This window comes from Kitasatospora purpeofusca (genome assembly GCF_036010405.1).
GTDB classification, from domain to species: domain Bacteria; phylum Actinomycetota; class Actinomycetes; order Streptomycetales; family Streptomycetaceae; genus Kitasatospora; species Kitasatospora purpeofusca.
In genome coordinates, this window is record NZ_CP108561.1 from 2,841,177 (window position 1) to 2,859,585 (window position 18,409).

Below are 18,409 nucleotides of genomic sequence, written 5' to 3' on the forward strand. Positions count from 1 at the left end.
TACGTTCGGGCAGCGGGGGCCCGGCGGGCGGGCAGCGGAGGGCGGGCCTGACGGGCACCGGGGAGCCGGGAGGGAGCGGGCCGCGGCTCAGCCGAAGTCGGGGATCGGGTGCTCCGGGGCCAGCACCGCGGCGATGCGCTGGGCGATGGTGTGGGCGCTGTGCCCGCCGGCCGCGTCCGGGCCGTCGGTGGTGGAGACCGCGATCGCCAGGTGCTCGCACGGAAGGTAGTCCTGCGAGGCCGAGTAGCCGAAGAACAGCGGGTGCTGGGAGATCCAGTCGTCCAGCACCAGCACGCCCATCCCGTAGTGGGTGGCCTCGGTCTGCGGGATGCAGACCGTGTCCGGGCACTTCCCGGTCGCCCCGCCGAGGCCCACCGTCCCCGGGTTCAGCAGTTCGCGGTAGGCGGCCGGGGAGAGCAGTTCGCCCGAGCCGACGCCGACGGCCGAGCTCGCCAGGTCGCAGATGTCGGTGGTCTGCACCGCACCGGGAGCGGTGGTCCAGGAGGGGTTCCAGAAGGTGGACTCCTCGTACCGTCCCCGGTCGGCGGTGAAGGCGTGCAGGACCGGTGTCGGGATGTCGGGCGTGAAGCTGTTCGCCGTCCCGTGCAGGCCGAGCGGGCCCAGCACCTTCTGCTGGAGCAGGTGGTCCAGCCGGGTCCCGGTGATCCGCTCCAGCGCGGCCCCGAGCAGCACGAAGTTGGCGTGCGAGTAGCTCCAGCTCTCGCCCGGTCGGTACCAGGGGTCCTGACGGGCCGAGATGTCGACGAGTTCCTCGGGCGTCCACTGCCGGAACGGGTCCGCGTAGACGGTCTCGCCGAAGCCGGGGGTGGTGACGTAGTCGACCAGGCCGCTGGTCGAGGCGCCGAGCATCCGCAGGGTGGTCCGGTCGCCGCGCGGGAGGTCGGGCAGCCAGCGCGCGACGGGCTCGTCGAGGCCGACGACGCCCTCGTCGACCAGGCGCAGCAGGGCCGTGCCCAGGTAGCTGATCGCGATGTTGCCGTTGCGGAAGTGCATGTCGGGCCGGGCCGGGACGCCGGTCATCGACTCGCCGAGCGCGGTGGTGAGGAGTTCGCGGCCGTCGGCGGTGACCTTCACGATCACCGACTTGAGGCCCAGTTCGTCCTTGGCCCGCTCGGCGACCTCCAGCACGTCGAGCGCCGGGCCGCCGGTGGGCGTCGGGGTGCCGACGCAGGGCCGACCGTGCTCGGAGCCCGCGCCGCCCCCGGTGGTCGCGGTGGCACCGGCCCCGGCCCCGGTCGCGCCGCCGGCGCTGGTGGCCGGGACGCCCAGGGCGACGAGCGCGGAGACGGCGGTGACGGTGGCGAGGCGCAGCAGGGCGCTCCTGCGGGAGGGTCTCATGCCCGCAGTATCGGCAGGGCGCTCCCGCGCGCCCGGCCCTGCGGCTCTCGACCCGCGTGAACGTCACCCGTGGGGCCGCCCGGAACCCGCCCGCCCGGGACCCGCCCGCCCGGTACTCGGCGCCGGGACCCGTCCGCCTGGTACCCGCCCGCCCGGGACCCGGCGTGCGGGTCCCGGGCGGACGCGGACGCTACGGCTGCGGGAAGTTCTGCTCGTCCACGTCACTGGTCTTCGCGTTGCCGCCGACCTTGGCGGTCAGCGTGATCGACCAGATCGAGTAGGTCTTGCCGGTCTCGAAGGCCAGCGTCTCGTCGAACTTGGTGTAGCTGCAGTCCTGGGTGAACATCTTCAGCGACGGGTCCCAGTCGATGCCGTCGGAGAAGAACACGTCGTACGTGCCGTCCTCGATGCCCTTGATCGAGGCCTTCTTCCCCTTGCCGACGTACAGCGAGTGGACGGCCTTGCCGGTCTTGGAGAGCGTGACGACGGAGTCGGTGCTGCCCTCCGCGTTGTCGATGTTCAGCTCGCCCTCGCCGCGCAGCTTGCCCTTGGTGACGTAGGCGCCGTTGTCCAGGCTCCGGGTCTGCTGCTGCGGGGTCTGCGGGACGGCGAAGTTGGTGGTGTAGCCGGCGGCGGTCATCTCGGCGAGGGCGCCGGGGATGGCCTTGAGGCCCTCCGAGAGGCCGACCTGGGCGAAGGCGGAGCCGGTGGTGCAGTAGGTCTTCGCCTTGATGTCCGTCCGGATCTTGGTCAGGTCGGTGGCGAGCTGCGAGAGCGCCGTCACCAGTTGGCGCTTGGTGGTACCGACGGCGACCGGGGTGGAACTCAGCCCGAGACCGCTGCTCGCGGAGTTGGCGGCGCCGGCCGCCTCCTGGAGGCCGGCCATGAAGGCGGTCAGGTCGGAGGCGGGGTTGATCTTGCCGAGCGCGGTGCTGACCGGGTCGACGTAGCCGGCCAGGACCGGCCCGTACGGCGTGGGCGTCGGCGTGGGCGTGGGTGTCGGTGTGTAGGTCGGCGCGGGAAGCGCGCTGAAGCCGTCCGACGGGCTGGACGCCGCCGAACTGCTGCCGCTGCCCGATCCGCCGTCGCTGCCCCCGGAGCAGGCAGCCAGCAGCATGGCGGTGCCGACCGCCGCGCCGACCTTGATGAAGGACCTCATGGCGTTCCCCCGGATGTTCTCTCGGTGCTCTCTCATGCACGCTCCGTGCAGTCTGCTCGTCCCCGCCGACATGATCCCGACCCGACAAGAGGCGGTCAACAGGGCGCACTTACAGCGCGTCGAAGCGTATATGGGGCGCATAAAGGGGCGCGCGGTGGGGCCGCACGGGTCAACTACGATCGACGGGTGCTCAGCCTCACAGGACTCCCGCTCCAGATCGTCGCCGCCGTGCTCGCGGTCGGCGTCTTCGCCGCCACGATGTGGCTCTGGCCGAAGTTCGGCGGACACGGGTGGAAGGCCTGGACGGGGCGGATCAGCGCCTTCCTCGCCACCCAGCTCGCGGTGCTCGTCGCGATGGGGCTGATCGCCAACGGCTACTTCGGCTTCTACAGCTCCTGGAGCGACCTGCTCGGCACCAACGGCAAGCCCGGCACCGTGGTCGACCACCAGCCGAACGCCGCCGCCACCCTCTCCGTCACCGGGGAGAAGAACATGTACTCGGCGCAGGGCTCGGCCCGCGACCGCTCCGGGGTGATCCAGGAGGTCTCGGTCCGCGGCCCGCAGAGCGGTCTGAGCAGCGATGCCTTCGTCTACCTCCCGCCGCAGTACTTCCAGCCCGAGTACGCGCAGAGCAAGTTCCCGATGGCCCTGGTCCTGGCCGGCTACCCGGGCTCGGCCGAGAAGCTCATCACGCTGATGCAGTACCCGGCCTCCGCCCTCACCGCCATCGAGGAGAAGAAGCTGCCGCCGACCGTCCTGGTGCTGATGCGCCCGACGCTCGTCGGCAACCGCGACACCGAGTGCATGGACGTCCCCGGCGGGCCGCAGGTCGAGACCTTCTTCACCAGCGACCTGCCCAAGGCGCTGTCCGCCGGCTACCGGATCGGCACCGACCCGGCCAACCGCGCCGTGATCGGCAACTCCACCGGCGGCTACTGCGCCCTCAAGTTCGCGCTGCGCAAGCCGGACGCGTACCGGTCCGCGATCTCGCTCTCCGGCTACTACACCGCGCCGATCGACGAGACCACCGGCGACCTGTTCGCGGGCAACGACCGGCTGAAGCAGGAGAACGACCTGGTCTGGCTGCTGCGGAACAAGCCCGCCGAGCCGGTCGCGCTGCTGCTCGCCACCAGCTACGACGAGAACAACTACGAGGGCACCCAGGCCATGGTGGGCGCGTTCAAGGCGCCGACCAAGCTGTCCACCATCACCCTCGACACCGGCGGCCACAACTTCCACACCTGGACCAGGGAGATCCCGCCCGCGCTGGAGTGGCTCGGCAAGCACCTGACGATGCCCCAGTCGGCGTAGGGGTAACCACGGGCGGCGCAGCGGCGCCCCGGTCGGCGCAACGGCACCGGCCCGCCGACCAGGGACCACGAGGATCACAGACGGCTCATACCCGCGTCTCACCGTTCTCTCAGCCGGGCGCCCGAACGTAGCGCCCATGACCACGACCAGCCTCACCCCGCCGGCCGGCGAGCCCTGGCCGGAGGCCGGGGACTTCCCGCCCCCGCTGCTGCCGCCCGGCCCCGCGCCGGAGGGGGCGGCACCCGGGCGGACCGCCCACCCGCCGCTGTTCCCGGAGTTCCCCCTGCCGCCCACCGGCCCCAAGGGCCCGGCCTCCTGGACCGGACGGCTGCGCACCCTGCCGGCCCGGTCCTGGCGGGGACGCCCGGAGGACCCGCGCTGGGTCCGGCCCTCGCTGCTCGCCCTGCTGGCCGCCACCGCCGTCCTCTACCTCTGGGGCCTGTCCGCCTCCGGCTGGGCCAACTCCTTCTACTCCGCCGCCGCCCAGGCCGGCAGCCGGAGCTGGAAGGCCTTCTTCTACGGCTCCTCGGACGCCGGGAACTTCATCACCGTCGACAAGCCCCCGCTGGCCCTGTGGCCGATGGCGCTCTCGGCCCGGGTCTTCGGGCTCTCCTCCTGGTCGGTCCTGGCCCCGCAGGCGCTGATGGCCGTCGGCACGGTCGCCGCCCTGTACGCGACGGTGCGACGACGCTTCTCGCCGCTCGCCGGACTGCTGGCCGGCCTCGCCTTCGCGCTGACCCCGGTCGCGGCGCTGATGTTCCGCTTCAACAACCCGGACGCGCTGCTGGTCCTGCTGCTCACCCTGGCCGCCTACGGGCTGGTGCGGGCGATCGAGGCGGCGGGCACCCGGTGGCTGGTGTTCACCGGGGTGATGCTCGGTCTGGCCTTCCTCACCAAGACCCTCCAGGCGTTCCTGGTGCTGCCCGCCTTCGTGCTGGTCTACCTGGTGGTGGCGCCGACCGGGCTGTGGCGGCGGGTGCGGCAGCTGCTGGCCGGCGGAATGGCGATGGTGGTCGCGGGCGGCTGGTGGGTCGCGGTCGTCGAACTGGTGCCGGCGTCGGCGCGCCCGTACATCGGCGGCTCGCAGGACAACAGCTTCCTCTCCCTCACCTTCGGCTACAACGGCCTGGGGCGGCTCAACGGCAACGAGACCGGCAGCGTCGGCGGCGGCGGCCGGAACCGGCTCCCGGCCGGTGCCGAGGCGGTCGCCGGCAACGGTCCCGTCTTCGCTCCCGCCGGAGGGCCGGGCGGCGGCCGCGGCGGTGGCGGCTGGGGCGAGACCGGCCTCACCCGGCTGTTCGACGGCGACATCGGCGGTCAGATCGCCTGGCTGCTGCCCGCCGCGCTGATCCTGCTGCTGCTCGGCCTGTGGGCGACCCGGCGGTACGCCCGGACGGACACCGCGCGCGCGGCCTTCCTGGTCTGGGGCGGCTGGCTCCTCTGCACCGCGCTGACCTTCAGCTTCATGTCCGGGATCTTCCACCAGTACTACACGGTGGCGCTGGCCCCGGCGGTCGCCGCACTGGTCGGCATGGGCGTGGACGGGCTGTGGCGGGCCCGGCACCGGCTGCCGTACGCGGCGGTGCTGGCGGGGACGCTCGCCGTGACGGCGGTGTGGGCGTACGTGCTGCTCGGGCGGAGCTCCGACTTCCAGCCGTGGCTGCGTCCGGCGGTGCTGGCCGGCGGGCTGCTGGCGGCGGTGGCACTGCTGGTGGCCGGACCGCTGGCGGCCCGGCTCGCGGCCGGCGCCCCGGTGGCCGGTGTCGAGGCCGAGGCTGCCGCCGGCGCTCCCGCCGGCGGGCGTGCCGGGGCTCGGCGGATCGCCGGACGGGTGACCGCCGTGGCGGGCCTGGTGGGCGCGGCGGCGGCGCTGGGCGGTCCGGCGGCGTACGCGCTGGAGACGGTCGGCACCCCGCACAAGGGCTCGATCGTGCTGGCCGGACCCTCGGTGGCGGGCGGCTTCGGCCCCGGCGGCATGCGGGGGCGCGGTGCGGGCGGCGGCGGGCCCGCGCTGTGGCTCAACGGCCGGATGGTGACGCCCCAGCAGGACGGCGGCCCGGGTGGTGCTCAGGACGGCGGCCAGGGCGTCCCCGGCTCCCCGCAGCAGGACGGCGGCCGGGGCACCGGCCGGGTCCCGAACGGGAGCGGCAACGGCGGCGCCCAGGGCCCGGGCCCCTACACCGTCTTCGGCGGCCCCGGCGGCCCCGGCGGGATGAACGGGCTGCTGAACGGCGCCAAGGTGAGCGACGAGGCGGCCGCCCTGCTGGCGCAGGACGCCGACCGGTACCGCTGGGCCGCCGCGACCTCCGGTTCGCAGAACGCCGCCAGCTACCAACTCGCCTCCGGCGTCCCGGTGATGGCCCTCGGCGGCTTCAACAGCAGCGACCCGTCGCTCAGCCTGGACGCCTTCCGGCAGTACGTGCAGGAGGGCAAGGTGCACTGGTTCGTCGGCGGCGGCTCGCGCGGCTTCGGCGGCGGGGAGACGGCCGGGGCGAACGCGGTGAACGGCGCGAACGGCGCGAACGGTCCCGGCGGTGAGTCCTCGCAGTCCCAGACCGCCCAGATCGAGGAATGGGTGGCGAGCCACTACACCGCCCGCACGGTCGGCGGGTCGACCTTCTACGACCTGACCCAGCAGCCGACCGCCTGACCCGGCAGCGAACGGCGGCGGGGCGCCCCACGGTGAACATCCGTGAGGCGCCCCGCCGCCGTTCGCCCCTACCCCCGGTCGCTCGCGCAGCGCGTCCCGGCGGCCGGCACGGTGCCGTCGACCAGGAAGGCGCCCACCGCGTCCCGGACACAGGCGCTGTGCCCGTAGCCGGTGTGCCCCTCGCCCTCGCGGGTGAGCAGCACCGCGTTGCCCAACTGGGCCACCAGCTGCTGGGCGTTGGCGTACGAGGTCGCCGCGTCGCCGGTGGAGCCGACCACCACGATCGGCGTCGTGGCCTTCGAGGCGATCGGGTGCGCCTTCTCCGGCGAACGGAACGGCCAGCTGCGGCAGTCCGGGTCGAACAGCGTCGCCGCCGGCTCGTGCCGGCTGATCAGCGGGGCCCTGGCGGCCATCCGGGTGTAGGCGTCCCGCAGCGCGTCCCCGGTCGGGACGTCGGTCGCCCCGTCGGCGCAGTAGATCGCCGTGTAGGCGTCGGCGGCGGCGCCGTAACGGCCGTCCTCGGCACGCCTGTTGTAGGAGTCGGCGTAGGCGAGCAGGTAGTCGCCGTCGCCCCGGTCCATGGCCCGACCGATGGCGGCGGCCAGACCGTCCCAGCCGCCCTCGTCGCCGTAGAGGGCGTCCATCACGCCCGCCCAGGCGGCGGCGGAGGTGAGGACCCGGCCGTCGGTGGTGGTGAGCGGCTTCCGCTTCAGCCCGTCGAGGAAGTCGGCGGCCCGGCCGGCCGCCTTGTCCTGGTCCTTGCCGAACGGGCACTGCGGCTGCCGGGCGCAGTGGGCGGCGAAGGCCCGCAGCGAGCGGTCGAAGCCCGCGTACTGCTCGATGTTGGTCTCGGCGATCGGTTTGGCCGGGTCGATCGCGCCGTCCAGGACGAGCCGGCCGACCCGGTCGGGGAACTCCTCGGCGTAGACGCTGCCGAGGTAGGTGCCGTAGGACAGGCCGAGGTAGGTGAGTCTGCGGTCGCCGAGCGCCGCGCGCAGCACGTCCATGTCGCGCGCGGTGTCGCGGGTGCCGACGTGCTCCAGCAGCGGGCCGTACTTGGCCCGGCAGGCGTCCGCGAGCAGCTTGCCGTGCTCCGGCCCGGGGGTGTCGGTGGTGAGCCAGCTGTCCCGGGCCTTGTCGTCCAGGCAGTTGAGGGGGGCGGTGCGGCCGGTGGCCCGGGGGTCGAAGCCGACGATGTCGTAGTGGTCGCGCAGCGGACCGTCGTAGTCGCGCTGGCCGCCGAGGACGGCGTCGACACCGCTGTTGCCCGGCCCGCCCGGGTTGATCACGAGCGAACCGGCCCGCTGCGCGGGCCTGGCGGCACCGACCCGGGCCACCCCCACGTCGAGGGTGGCCCCGGACGGATCCGTGTAGTCCAGCGGGACCTTGAGGGTCGCGCACCGCACCGACGCCGGGGCGACTCCCTCGGTCCTCGGGGCGTCCTTGCAGGGCGCCCAGGCGAGCTTCTGGCCGTAGAACGACCGGAGCGCCGGATCCGGGGCCGACTGCGCGGCCTCGGCCGCCGCGAAGCCCGCCGCACCGGAAGCATCCGCACCGGTGGAGCCGCCCCCGCCGGTACAGGCCGTCAGCAGCACCGCCGCGGCGACGGCGGGCAGGGCACGTCGCGAGAGCCGGGTCGTCATCGAGTCCACCGCACACGAATATCACCCGCGGATCCCCCGTCCGACGGTGCCCCGCCCCCAGGAACCGTCAGCTCACCGTGCCGGGTCGGTCGCGCAGCGCGTCCCGGCGGCCGGCACGGTGCCGTCGACGAGGTAGGAGTGCACGGCGTCCCGGATGCACGCGCTGCGGCCGTACGCGGTGTGGCCCTCGCCCTCGCGGGTGAGCAGCACGCCCTGGGCGAGCGAGCCGGCCAGCTTCTCGGACCAGGCGTACGGGGTGGCCGCGTCACCGGTGGAGCCGACGACCACGATCGGCGCACTGCCCTCGGCCTTGATCGGGTGTGCCTTCTCGGCCGAACGGAAGGGCCAGCTCCGGCAGTCCGGGTCGAACAGCGCCGCCGCCGGGTTGTGGGCGGTCACCAGCGGCGCCTTGGCGGCGAGTTCGGTGAGCTGCGCCTGGAGCTCGGCCTCGGTCGGGGCCATCACGGTGTCCGCGCAGTGCACGGCGGTGTAGGCGTCGGCGGAGACCTTGTACCCGCCCTTCGCGTCACGGCCGGTCGCGCCGTCGGCGAGGGCCATCAGATAGTCGCCCTTGCCCTGGTTCATGGCCATCGTGAGGACGGTCCGCAGGTCGGCGTAGCCCTGGGCGTCGTTGAGGCTGTCGATCACGCCGTTCCAGGCGGCGGTGGCGGTCACCTTGCGGCCGTCGGTGGTGGTGAGCGGCTTGTCCTTGAGGCCGTCGAGGAAGTCGGCGAGCTTCTTGGGCGCCGCCTCCGGGTCCTTGCCGAGCGGGCAGGGCGACTTGGTGACGCACTCGCCGGCGAACAGCTTGAACGACCGCTCGAAACCGGCGTACTGCTCGATGTTGTGCTGGACCAGGCTGGTCGACCTGTCGCTGGCCCCGTCCAGGACGAGGCGGCCGGTGCGGTCCGGGAACTCCTCGGCGTAGACACTGCCGAGGTAGGTCCCGTAGGACAGGCCCAGGTAATTGAGCTTGAGGTCGCCGAGCGCGCCCCGCAGCACGTCCATGTCGCGGGCGGTGTTCCGGGTGCCGACGAAGGGCAGCAGCTTGGCGTACTTGGCCTGGCAGGCGTCGGCGAGGAGCTTGCCGTGGTCCGCGCCGGGGGTGTCGGTGGTGGTCCAGGCGTCACGGGCCTTGTCGTCCAGGCACTTGACCGGACTGGTGCCGCCGACCCCGCGCGGGTCGAAGCCGACGACGTCGAAGTGGTCGTGCAGCGGGCCGTCGTAGTCCTTCTGGCCGCGCTGGACCATGCCGACGCCCGTCCCGCCGGGGCCGCCGGGGTTGATCAGCAGCGAGCCGGTCCGCTGCTCGGGCCTGGCGGCCTGGATCCGGGCGACCGCGACGTCCAGGGTCTCCCCGGAGGCCGGGTCGGCGTAGTCCAGCGGGACCTTGAGGGTCGCGCACTGGACGGCCGACTCGTCGGTCTTCGTGGTCGCCGGGTCGTCCTTGCAGGCCGCCCAGGCGAGCTTCTGGCCGTAGAAGGCCTGGAGCGCCGGGTCCGCCTGGCCGGTCGGCTTCACGGTCGGAGTCGGAGTCGGAGCAGGGGTGGCGGTCGGAGCGGCCGGGTCCGAGGAGGCCGCGGCCGAAGCGGTGCCCGGGGCGGCCGTCGGGGCGGTGGAGGCGGCGTCGGTGGAGCCGCCGCTGCTGGTGCAGGCGGCCAGCAGGGCGGCCGCGGCGACGGCGGGCAGGGCGCGTCGCGAGAGTCGGGTGATCATCGAATGCACCGCACACGAATGTCACCCGACGATCACACCGCCGACGGCGCCCCACCCCCTCGACGGAGTGTCAGCCGCCGCACTGCTGCAGCATCGCCCGTTTGTCGGCCTCCGTGACCGGCAGTTGGTACTTCAGCGACACCTGGGCGAAGCGGACCGAGTAAGCGCACCGTATCCGCGGGTCGGCGGGCAGCCAGGCGGACGGGCCGGAGTCGCCCTTGGAGGCGTTCTGCGAGCCGTCGGCGGGGACGAGGTTCAGCGGGTCGTTGGCGATCCGGACGCGCTTGGCCTTGTCCCACCCGCTCGCGCCCATCTGCCAGTCGTAGGACAGCGGCATCACATGGTCGATCTGGATCTTCGACGCCTGCTGCTTGCTCCAGCGCACGGTCTTCCCGGTGTACGGGTCGAGGATGGTCATCGCGGTGACCACGCACTTCGAGCCGTCCTTGTGCTCGACCGCCGAACCGTCGCGGGCCAGCAGGTCGTTGCGGGTGTCGCAGTTGTTGCGGCCGCCGGGCACGCCGTCCACGCTGTCGGTCCAGGCGGGGCCGAACTCGTTGCGGTCGTAGCCGTCCTTGGGGCCGGTCGCTGCGGTGGCGACCTTGGCGATCAGCTCCCGGCCCGCCTTCTGCTCCTCGGGCGAAGTCAGCGGCGCCAGACCGGGCTTGGTGCCGTCCGGGTTGTCCAGCGGACTGGTGCCGGGGCCGACGGCGCCGGCCCCGGCGGGCGCGGCGTCCTCGCTGCGCGTCGTGGCGCCGGAGCAACCGCTCAGCGCCAGGGTGGATATCAGGAAGACGGCGGCGGCCGACAGGACGGGACGACGGGCGGGCACGGTGGACTCCCCGGATGGGTGGGCGGCTGACGGCGCACCAGCAGACCAGCCCGCCCGCACCCGGTCAAGCCACCACAACCCGGAGCATTTCGATCATGGCGAAGCTCACACCGCGCACCGCCCCGTCCCCGCTACGACCGCACTACGGCCGCGCGCCGCGGACGATCTCGTCGAGCACCGCCTCGAACGGCGTCGCCGTCACCCCGAGCACCTCCTCCGTACGCGTCGAGTCCAGCCGCAGCGGCCGGTCGTACAGGTAGGCCATCTCCTCGACCTCGGCGAGGATCTCGTCCCCCAGCTGGGCCAGTTCGGCCGGCGCGACGGCGGTGAGCGCGGGCTCCGGCGCCCCGGCCGCCGCCGCCAGCCGCCGGGCCACCTCGCGGGCGGAGGCCTCGCTGGTGCTGGGCACGTGCCAGGCCCGGCCCCAGGAAGCCCCGCTCCGGGCGGCGGCGACCAGGGTGGCGGCCACATCGCCGAGGTGGCTCCAGCTGTGCGGCGCGTCCAGGTCGGCGGGGTAGCCGACCGGTTCGCCGGCCAGCACGGCGGGTACCACCGTGAAGCCGAACAGCGAGGTCGCGCCCCGGCCGAGGAAGTCGCTGGCCCTGACCTCGGTGACGCGTGCCCGGCCCGCCCGGTGCGCGGCGAGCGCCTCCGTCCACAGGGCCGCCCGCAGCGCGCCCTTGCGGCTGGTCGGGGCGGCGGGCAGGTCCTCGGTGAGCGGGCCGTCGACCGGCCCGTAGCCGTAGACGTTGCCGAGCATGACGTAGCCCGCGCCGGTCCGTTCGGCGGCGGTCAGCAGCCCGGCGGCGAGCGGCGGGAACTCGGTGAGCCAGCGGTGGTAGGGCGGGGCGGCGCAGTTGACCAGCGACAGCGCGCCCTCGGCCAGCGCGGTGAGGGCGTCGGCGTCGGTGGCGTCGGCGGCGATCCGCTCGATGCCCGGGTGCTCGGGGCCGGTGCCGCGTCGGGTGACCAGCCGGACGCGTTCGCCGGAGCCGGCGAGGAGCAGGGCGGTCGCGGTGCCGGTCGGACCGGCACCGGTGACGACGTGGAAGGACATGGGGGGCTCCTGGGCCGGCGTCGGGGTGGGTGGCGCCGGGATGTCGGCGCCGTGATCAACTCTCCTTCGGGCCCCGGCCGCACGGCAGGGCCCGGGCTGCCAAGGTTCCGGAGGTTCTGGCCATGCCCCGCACCACCCGCCCCGCCCCGACCGGGCCGGCGGCCGCCTCCCCACCGGCCGCCTCCCCGCCGGCCGCCTCCCGACCCACCGCCGTCCACCGGATCGCGGTGGTCGCGGTGCCCCCGGTCACCGGCTTCGACCTCACCATTCCCGACCTCGTCTTCGGCTCCGCCGAACTGGACGGCGACCCGGCCTACCGGGTGCGGATCTGCACCGCCGAGCCGGGCCCGGTGGCCACCACCGGCAGCCTCCAGGTGGTCGTCCCGCACGGCCTGGAGGCGATCGCCGAGGCCGACACCGTCCTCGTCACCGGGTCCGCCTCCCGCGCCGACGCCGACGAACGGATCCTCACCGCCCTGCGCGCGGCGGCGGACCGGGGCGCGCGGATGGCCTCGATCTGCACCGGTGCCTTCGTCCTGGCCCAGGCCGGGCTGCTGAACGGGCACAGCGCCACCACCTACTGGGTGCAGGCCGGCGCCCTGGCGCACCGCTTCCCCGAGGTGCGGGTGCTCCCGCAGGCGCTGTTCGTCGACGACGGCCCGGTGCTCACCTCCGCCGGGCTGACCGCCGGCATCGACCTGTGCCTGCACATGGTGCGGACCGACCACGGCGCGGCGGTGGCCAACGCGGTGGCCCGGCTGGCGGTGCTCTCGGAGGTCCGCGAGGGCGGGCAGGCACAGGTCCTGCCGACACCGGTCGCCGCCGCGGACGGCAGTTCGCTCGCCGCCACCCGGGCCTGGGCGCTGGCCCGGCTGGCCGAGCCGCTCACCCTGGCCGGCCTGGCCGCGCACGCGGGGGTGAGCGTACGCACCCTCAACCGCCGCTTCCGGGCCGAGACGGGCACCACGCCACTCCACTGGCTGCTCACCCAACGCCTGGAACAGGCACGCGAGTTGCTTGAGTCCACCGAGATGGCGGTGGACCGGGTCGCCGCCAGGACCGGCTTCGTCACCGCCGACTCGCTGCGCCGCCACCTCCTGCGGCGGGTCGGCATGACCCCGCGCGCCTACCGCGCGCACTTCGCCCGACCGGACCGGCGGATCGCCGACCAGTAGCCGGAAAACCGTGCCCGACGCCCGATCAGCCGCCGATGGCCGACATCGGGCGGGCGGGCCGGACGAAGTCCGCGCCGCCGATGGCGTGGCCGGGGCCCTTGCGCGCGATGGTGGCCCGCCAGGCGGCCTCCACCCGGTCGTCGTCGGCGCCGTCGCGCAGCAGCGCGCGCAGGTCGGACTCCTCAGTGGCGAACAGGCAGTTGCGCAACTGCCCGTCGGCGGTGAGCCGCACCCGGTCGCACCCGCCGCAGAACGGGCGGGTGACGGAGGCGATCACGCCCACCACCGCCTCCGTCCCGGCGACCCGCCACTCCTCGGCCGGGGCGTTGCCGGACCGGCCGACCGGGTGCAGGTCGAAGTGCTCGCCCAGACGGGCCAGGATCTCCTCCGCCGTGACCATCCGCTCGCGGTCCCAGGCGCCCTGCGCGTCCAGCGGCATCGACTCGATGAAGCGCATCCGGTAGCCGTGCCGGACGGCGAACCCGAGCAGCTCGGCCAGTTCGTCGTCGTTGACCCCGCGCACCGGCACCGCGTTCACCTTCACCGGCGCGAGCCCGGCCGCGTGGGCGGCGGCCAGCCCGGCCAGCACGTCGGGGAGCCGGTCGCGGCGGGTGAGCGCGGCGTACCGCTCGGGGCGCAGGGTGTCCAGGCTGACGTTGACCCGGTGCAGACCGGCCGCGCGCAACGCCTCGGCGGTCCTGGCCAGGCCGATGCCGTTGGTGGTCAGCGACACCTCCGCCCCGAGCGCGGCGAACCGCCCGACCAGGGCGGGCAGTCCGCGCCGCAGCAGCGGCTCGCCGCCGGTGAGACGCACCGAGGTGATACCGAGCCGACGGACGGCGATCCGCACCAGGCGGACCACCTCGTCGTCGCTCAGCACCTCCGCCCGGGGCAGCCAGTCCAGCCCCTCGGCGGGCATGCAGTAGGTGCAGCGCAGATTGCACCGGTCGGTCAGCGACACCCGCAGATCGGTGTGCACCCGCCCGTACCGGTCCACCAGGGGGCGCGCCGCGCCGTCCGCTGCGGCGGCGGCCGCTCCCTGGGCCGCCTCCGGCGCGGTGGCGCCCGACGCGGTGGTGCCCGACGCCCTGTTCCTCGACGCGCTGTTCCTCGACGTGCTGCTCATCCGCCCAGTACAGGGGGCCTGCGGCGGGAGCACCAGCGGCCGAACCGCCGGGGCGCGGCCACTCGCCGCCGCCCCCGCTCGTGCGATCGTCCAACACCCGGCGGCGGGACTGTGCCCCGGCCGCCGGGCCGGGCAGGCTGGGCCCATGGAACAGAGGGACGCGGTCACCGCGCTGGTGCTGGCGGCCGGGGGCGGGCGGCGGTTGGGCGGACGACCGAAGGCGCTGCTGTCGTACCGGGGGCGGCCGCTGGTGGAGCACGCCGCGGCGGCGGCCAGGGCGGGCGGCTGCCGGGAGGTGACGGTGGTGCTGGGCGCGGACCGGGAGCGGGTGCGCTCCACCGCCCATCTGCCGGGCTGCCGGCTGGTGGCCAACCCGGACTGGGAGGGCGGCATGGGCTCCTCGCTGCGGGCCGGTCTGGCCGCGCTGCCCGCGGGCTGCTCGGCGGTGCTGGTGATGCTGGTGGACACCCCGGGGGTGGGAGCGGCCGCGGTGGCCCGGCTGCTGGCCGCGCACCGGGCCGGGGCCGGTCTGGCCGCGGCGACGTACGGGGGACGGCGCGGGCACCCGGTGCTGATCGGGGCCGGGTACCTCGCCGAGGCGGCGGCGGGCGCGCGGGGGGACGCCGGGGCCCGGGCCCTGCTGGCGGCGCACGCCGAGGAGCTGGTCCCGGTCGAGTGCGGCGACGTCGCCTCCCCGGACGACCTGGACACGCCCGCCGACCTCGCCCGCTGGGGCGCGGGGTGACACCCGCCCGGCGCCGGACCTCCACCGTCCCCGGCCGCCGGACCTCCACCGTCCCCGGCCACCGGACCGCCGCCGTCCCCGGCCAGGGCCGCCGCCGTCCCCGCCGGTCGGGACCGGACTCCCGCCCGAGGGGGACCCCCCTCCTCCTCACCGGCGAGGATTCGGGCGCGCACCCCTGATTCGTCCCTGAGGATTACCGCATTCCGCGCCGCACCTCCCGGGTTTCGGGGAGCATGGGACACGTCACTCCGCCCCCGATTCGAACGGACGGTACCCCGCGATGGCCGGACTGCCCGACGACTTCACCGGACACGACCCGGCCGGGCGCGGCCCGGGGGCGGCGGGTGGCGCCCGGGCGATCCGCTGCCCCGCCTGCCGGCGGGAGCACCTCTACGAGCCGCCCTCGCTGCCGTGCCCGTGCGGCGCCTCGCTCAAGGTGCCGCTGCTGCGCGGCGGGGTGCCGGTGCAGGTGCGGTTCCGCTCGTGGGAGGACTCCTGGCTGAGCATGCGCTGTCCGCACTGCGGCCGCTCCGACCAGTGGCCGCAGCCCGAGTTCACCTGCAACTGCGGGGCCACGGTGCGGCTCCCGGTCGACCGGACGACCCGGCTGGGCGGCGGGGCGGCGGCCGGCCCGCTGGGTGCTGCCGCCGGGCCGAGGGCCTCGCACCCGCACCCGGCCCGCCCCGCGCACTCCCTGGACGCTCCGCCCGCCGCCGCGCCGCCGACCACCGGGTCCGGCGGGCAGGCCGCGCAGTGGCGGCGCCGAGCGCCGTTCCGCCCCCACCCGGTGCGGACCTCGCAGGACGCGGTGTTCACCGCCGCCCGCTACCTGGAGTGGCTGGGCTTCGACGACCTGGAGCTGACGGAGGCCCAGGAACGCGACGGGGTGACCCTGTTGGGCAGCCGGATGGTCGCCCAGGTGGACACCTGGACCGAGCCGGCGGACGTGAAGTCGGTCGAGTGCCTGTGGCTGCAGACCCTGCACGCGGAGGAGATGGCCGCCGCGATGTTCACTCTTGCGGGCTATTCGCACCAGGCCACGGTGCGCGGCGAACAGCTGCTGGTGGCCCTGTTCAGCCTGGATCTGGCGGGTGTGCCGCAGCCCGCGAACGGCGCCGCCGAGGCCCTGATGGAGACCGGCTGGACGTCCTGAGGCCTCGTTCGGGCCCCGACCGACCGGCCGCTGATCATTTAGACGAAAAGCCGCCCGCGCGCAACAACCTCCGCTCGTGATCTGGTGCACAAGCTCGCCCCCGTGTTGAATTGCCGCCACAACGCGGGCCTGTGGTGTGTCGTGCCACGGACGGGGAGGGCCCGCGTCCTGCTGGATGGCGCACACAAGGAGGTGGCGTTGTCGGAGCACGGATGGGGCCCGAACGGTCAGGACGCACCGGGGCGCACAGCGCCACCGGAGCCGGGGGACACCGTATGGCGGCTGCGGTCCCGGGCGTGCTGGCGGGAGGCCGCCGACCTGCTGCGGCCGGCCGCGGAACGCGACCCGGCGGCAGCTCTGATCAGGGCCGAACTCCTGATCGAGCAGTGCCTGTTCACCGCCACCCACTGGAACCAGGCGGAGCAGGCCCTGCGACTGGCCGAGGCCACCGTGACCAGTACCGAGCAGCGCGCCGCGGCGGCCTGCGCCCGGGGCTTCCTGGCGTACGTCTCCAGTGTGCTGGGCGCCCGCGACCGCCTCGACGAGGCACAGGCCGCACTCGGCCGCACCTCGGCGCTGCTGCCGCCGGACGCACCGGGCCGGCCGCTGCTGGACTTCCGCCGGGGACTGGTGGCGGAGAACCTGCTCCGCGACCCGACGGCGGCCTGGATCGCCTACCGCCGGGCCCACGACGGCGCGGGCGAGCGCGGCGACGAACTGCTGCGCTCCTCGACCTGGCGGCACCTGGCCGCGCTGGCGCTGGCCGCCGGGGACCACGAGCGGGCGCGGGAGGGTTTCGACGCCTCGTTGCGGCTGCGCGAGCAGCTGGGCTTCACGGTCGGGGTGGCCCCGGCGCTGGCGGCACTGGCCGAGGTCTCCGAACCGGAGGAGGCCACCCGCCTGCGGGCGGAGGCGACCCGACTGGTGCAGGCGCTCGGGGGCGTGCCGGTCTGGCTCGCACGCCAGCTGGGCGCGGGGCGCGCGCCGGGCGCTCCCCCGGACGGACGCATCGGGAGGCAGGCCGGGGGCCCGATCAGCTAAGGTGACCCTAACCTGGCCGGGTCGAGCAGTGCCCCGGCCAGGTTCGCCTTGCCGTTCCCGGGCTCCGCCAAGCCCCGGCCGGCCGGGTCCGGACGTACGGCGCGACGGCGCCACGGCGCGCCCCGCCGGATCGGGTGCGCCGGCGGCGGGCGGGCCCCGGCCCGGCACGGACCGGGCGGTCCGGCGCGGTCCGGTCGACCCGATGGGGCCCACCATGAGCGCGCACAGCAACCGGCCCACCCCCGGGGCGACGGTCGTCGGACGGACCGGTCCCGGCACCGGACCCGTCGGCCCGGCCACCGCCACGTCCCTCACCACCCCGCTCACCGCTGCCGCCACCCACGGCACCGCCACCACCCCGTTCACCACCGCAGGACCCGCCGCGTACCGGCGGCTCGGCGAGGTGCTTCCCGCCCTCCGGGTGCGCTGCGCCCCGCCCCGCAGCGGCCGGGGCTGGCTCGCCGGGGCCGACCTCGTGGCCCGGCCGGCGGCGCTGCGCGAGCTGATCTCGCACGATGCCCGGCAGGGCCTGGCCCGCTACGGGCGGCCGCTGCGCCCCGACGTGGCGGCGGGCATCGGGCTGCACCGGTTCGTCTGGCCGGCCGCACTGCTGTTCACCCTGCCGTGGTTCCTGGAACGCCGGGTGCCGCTGCTCGCCCCCGGCGACATCGCGGTCCGCCGCCGCACCGGTGAACTGACGGTCCGCCCGGGCGCCTTCCTCTGCCTGCCGGACGATCCGGCGGCCCTGGGCCCGGCCGCCCTCCCGACCGCCCTCCCGGCCGTCGCCCCCGCCCCGCCCCCGTCCGGCGCCCGCACGGTGCCCGACGAGGGGGCCCTGGCCACCGGGCTCCGCTCGGCCCTGGCGGACTTCCTCACCCCGGTGCTGGACGCCTTCCGCCCCGAGGTGCGGCGCGGTCCGCGCACCCTGTGGGCGATGGCCACCGACGCGGTGGTCGAGGGCCTCTGGTACGCCGGGGGCCTGCTCGGCGAGGAGGAGCGCGCCCGGACGGAGCTCGCCGCACTGTTCGCGCCCGGCGCGCCCGGGGTGTCCGGGCAGCCGGAGCCGCGGGCCGCCCGCCCGGCGCCGGAGTGCGCGCCCTTCACGCCGGGCGCCGGCTTCACCGCCCCCGCGTCCGGCGGCACCGAACGCTCCGACCGGTGCCGGGCGAGCTGCTGCCTCGTCTACACCGCCCGGGCCGAGGCGATGTGCACCGGCTGTCCCCGCGTCGCACGGGGTTGACGGAGGTCGTCGGCGGTGCGAGCCCAGACCCCCGAAAACACGGGAATTCCTCGTCGGTATCAATATGACAATGCGACTTATACCTCGCCAGAAATCCCTCTCGTCAGCGCATTGACAGCGAATCAGCCATTCTCCGGCCGAGCATCCGTCATGATGGTCCCCGCCATCACGACGCAGGAATTGCGACGCAGGAAAGCGAGGC

General features: G+C 75.0%; 14 protein-coding genes. 7 read left to right on the forward strand and 7 right to left on the reverse strand.

Annotated elements, in window-relative coordinates:
• Positions 1-87 precede the first annotated feature (87 nt).
• Together OG715_RS12200 and OG715_RS12205 are read right to left on the reverse strand one after the other, a co-directional pair.
• Positions 88-1,359 (reverse strand): serine hydrolase domain-containing protein, encoded by a 1,272-nt coding sequence (locus OG715_RS12200; protein ID WP_266268689.1) that lies wholly within the window; start codon positions 1,357-1,359, stop codon positions 88-90.
• Positions 1,360-1,549: 190 nt separating this feature from the next.
• Positions 1,550-2,554, reverse strand: coding sequence for a hypothetical protein (locus OG715_RS12205; RefSeq protein ID WP_266268690.1), 1,005 nt, complete (start codon positions 2,552-2,554; stop codon positions 1,550-1,552).
• A 150-nt stretch (positions 2,555-2,704) separates the two neighbouring features.
• On the opposite strand from OG715_RS12205, the gene OG715_RS12210 reads away from it, so the two are divergent.
• Both OG715_RS12210 and OG715_RS12215 read left to right on the forward strand, forming a co-directional pair.
• The gene (locus tag OG715_RS12210; protein WP_266268691.1) at positions 2,705-3,829 is read left to right on the forward strand and encodes an alpha/beta hydrolase; all 1,125 of its coding nucleotides are present in this window, start codon (positions 2,705-2,707) and stop codon (positions 3,827-3,829) included.
• A 136-nt stretch (positions 3,830-3,965) separates the two neighbouring features.
• The gene (locus tag OG715_RS12215; RefSeq protein WP_266268692.1) at positions 3,966-6,479 is read left to right on the forward strand and encodes an ArnT family glycosyltransferase; all 2,514 of its coding nucleotides are present in this window, start codon (positions 3,966-3,968) and stop codon (positions 6,477-6,479) included.
• A 68-nt stretch (positions 6,480-6,547) separates the two neighbouring features.
• Here OG715_RS12215 and OG715_RS12220 read toward each other — a convergent pair whose 3' ends face one another.
• The 4 genes from OG715_RS12220 to OG715_RS12235 form a co-directional block, all read right to left on the reverse strand.
• Positions 6,548-8,122, reverse strand: coding sequence for an alpha/beta hydrolase (locus OG715_RS12220; RefSeq protein WP_266268693.1), 1,575 nt, complete (start codon positions 8,120-8,122; stop codon positions 6,548-6,550).
• 72 nt (positions 8,123-8,194) lie between these two features.
• Positions 8,195-9,838, reverse strand: coding sequence for an alpha/beta hydrolase (locus OG715_RS12225; protein ID WP_266268694.1), 1,644 nt, complete (start codon positions 9,836-9,838; stop codon positions 8,195-8,197).
• A gap of 70 nt (positions 9,839-9,908) precedes the next feature.
• On the reverse strand, positions 9,909-10,670 hold the full coding sequence (locus tag OG715_RS12230; protein ID WP_407660966.1) for an HNH endonuclease family protein: 762 nt from the start codon (positions 10,668-10,670) through the stop codon (positions 9,909-9,911).
• A 142-nt stretch (positions 10,671-10,812) separates the two neighbouring features.
• The gene (locus OG715_RS12235) at positions 10,813-11,727 is read right to left on the reverse strand and encodes an NAD-dependent epimerase/dehydratase family protein (RefSeq protein ID WP_266268695.1); all 915 of its coding nucleotides are present in this window, start codon (positions 11,725-11,727) and stop codon (positions 10,813-10,815) included.
• A gap of 122 nt (positions 11,728-11,849) precedes the next feature.
• On the opposite strand from OG715_RS12235, the gene OG715_RS12240 reads away from it, so the two are divergent.
• Complete coding sequence (locus OG715_RS12240) at positions 11,850-12,902, forward strand: GlxA family transcriptional regulator (RefSeq protein WP_266268697.1); 1,053 nt, start codon at positions 11,850-11,852, stop codon at positions 12,900-12,902.
• A 25-nt stretch (positions 12,903-12,927) separates the two neighbouring features.
• On the opposite strand, the gene moaA is transcribed toward OG715_RS12240, so the two are convergent.
• Positions 12,928-14,028 carry a GTP 3',8-cyclase MoaA gene (gene moaA, locus OG715_RS12245; RefSeq protein WP_266268698.1) on the reverse strand — a complete coding sequence of 367 codons (1,101 nt, stop codon included), beginning with the start codon at positions 14,026-14,028 and terminating at the stop codon, positions 12,928-12,930.
• A 145-nt stretch (positions 14,029-14,173) separates the two neighbouring features.
• On the opposite strand from moaA, the gene OG715_RS12250 reads away from it, so the two are divergent.
• From OG715_RS12250 to OG715_RS12265, 4 genes are all read left to right on the forward strand, one after another.
• Entirely contained in the window at positions 14,174-14,773 is a 600-nt protein-coding gene (locus OG715_RS12250) for a nucleotidyltransferase family protein (RefSeq protein ID WP_266268699.1), read from the forward strand.
• A gap of 280 nt (positions 14,774-15,053) precedes the next feature.
• Positions 15,054-15,926, forward strand: coding sequence for a hypothetical protein (locus tag OG715_RS12255; protein WP_266268700.1), 873 nt, complete (start codon positions 15,054-15,056; stop codon positions 15,924-15,926).
• 198 nt (positions 15,927-16,124) lie between these two features.
• Positions 16,125-16,967: a hypothetical protein gene (locus OG715_RS12260; protein WP_407660967.1), complete on the forward strand. Its 843-nt coding sequence runs from the start codon at positions 16,125-16,127 to the stop codon at positions 16,965-16,967.
• 214 nt (positions 16,968-17,181) lie between these two features.
• Positions 17,182-18,207, forward strand: coding sequence for a (2Fe-2S)-binding protein (locus OG715_RS12265; protein WP_266268701.1), 1,026 nt, complete (start codon positions 17,182-17,184; stop codon positions 18,205-18,207).
• Positions 18,208-18,409 lie beyond the last annotated feature (202 nt).

Bases quoted from the DNA above. Each gene is read 5' to 3' on its own strand.
- OG715_RS12200 (WP_266268689.1), bottom strand. From the start codon at position 1,359: ATGAGACCCTCCCGCAGGAGCGCCCTGCTGCGCCTCGCCACCGTCACC.
- OG715_RS12205 (WP_266268690.1), bottom strand. From the start codon at position 2,554: ATGAGAGAGCACCGAGAGAACATCCGGGGGAACGCCATGAGGTCCTTC.
- OG715_RS12215 (WP_266268692.1), top strand. From the start codon at position 3,966: ATGACCACGACCAGCCTCACCCCGCCGGCCGGCGAGCCCTGGCCGGAG.
- OG715_RS12220 (WP_266268693.1), bottom strand. From the start codon at position 8,122: ATGACGACCCGGCTCTCGCGACGTGCCCTGCCCGCCGTCGCCGCGGCG.
- OG715_RS12225 (WP_266268694.1), bottom strand. From the start codon at position 9,838: ATGATCACCCGACTCTCGCGACGCGCCCTGCCCGCCGTCGCCGCGGCC.
- OG715_RS12235 (WP_266268695.1), bottom strand. From the start codon at position 11,727: ATGTCCTTCCACGTCGTCACCGGTGCCGGTCCGACCGGCACCGCGACC.
- OG715_RS12240 (WP_266268697.1), top strand. From the start codon at position 11,850: ATGCCCCGCACCACCCGCCCCGCCCCGACCGGGCCGGCGGCCGCCTCC.
- moaA (WP_266268698.1), bottom strand. From the start codon at position 14,028: ATGAGCAGCACGTCGAGGAACAGCGCGTCGAGGAACAGGGCGTCGGGC.
- OG715_RS12250 (WP_266268699.1), top strand. From the start codon at position 14,174: ATGGAACAGAGGGACGCGGTCACCGCGCTGGTGCTGGCGGCCGGGGGC.
- OG715_RS12255 (WP_266268700.1), top strand. From the start codon at position 15,054: ATGGCCGGACTGCCCGACGACTTCACCGGACACGACCCGGCCGGGCGC.
- OG715_RS12265 (WP_266268701.1), top strand. From the start codon at position 17,182: ATGAGCGCGCACAGCAACCGGCCCACCCCCGGGGCGACGGTCGTCGGA.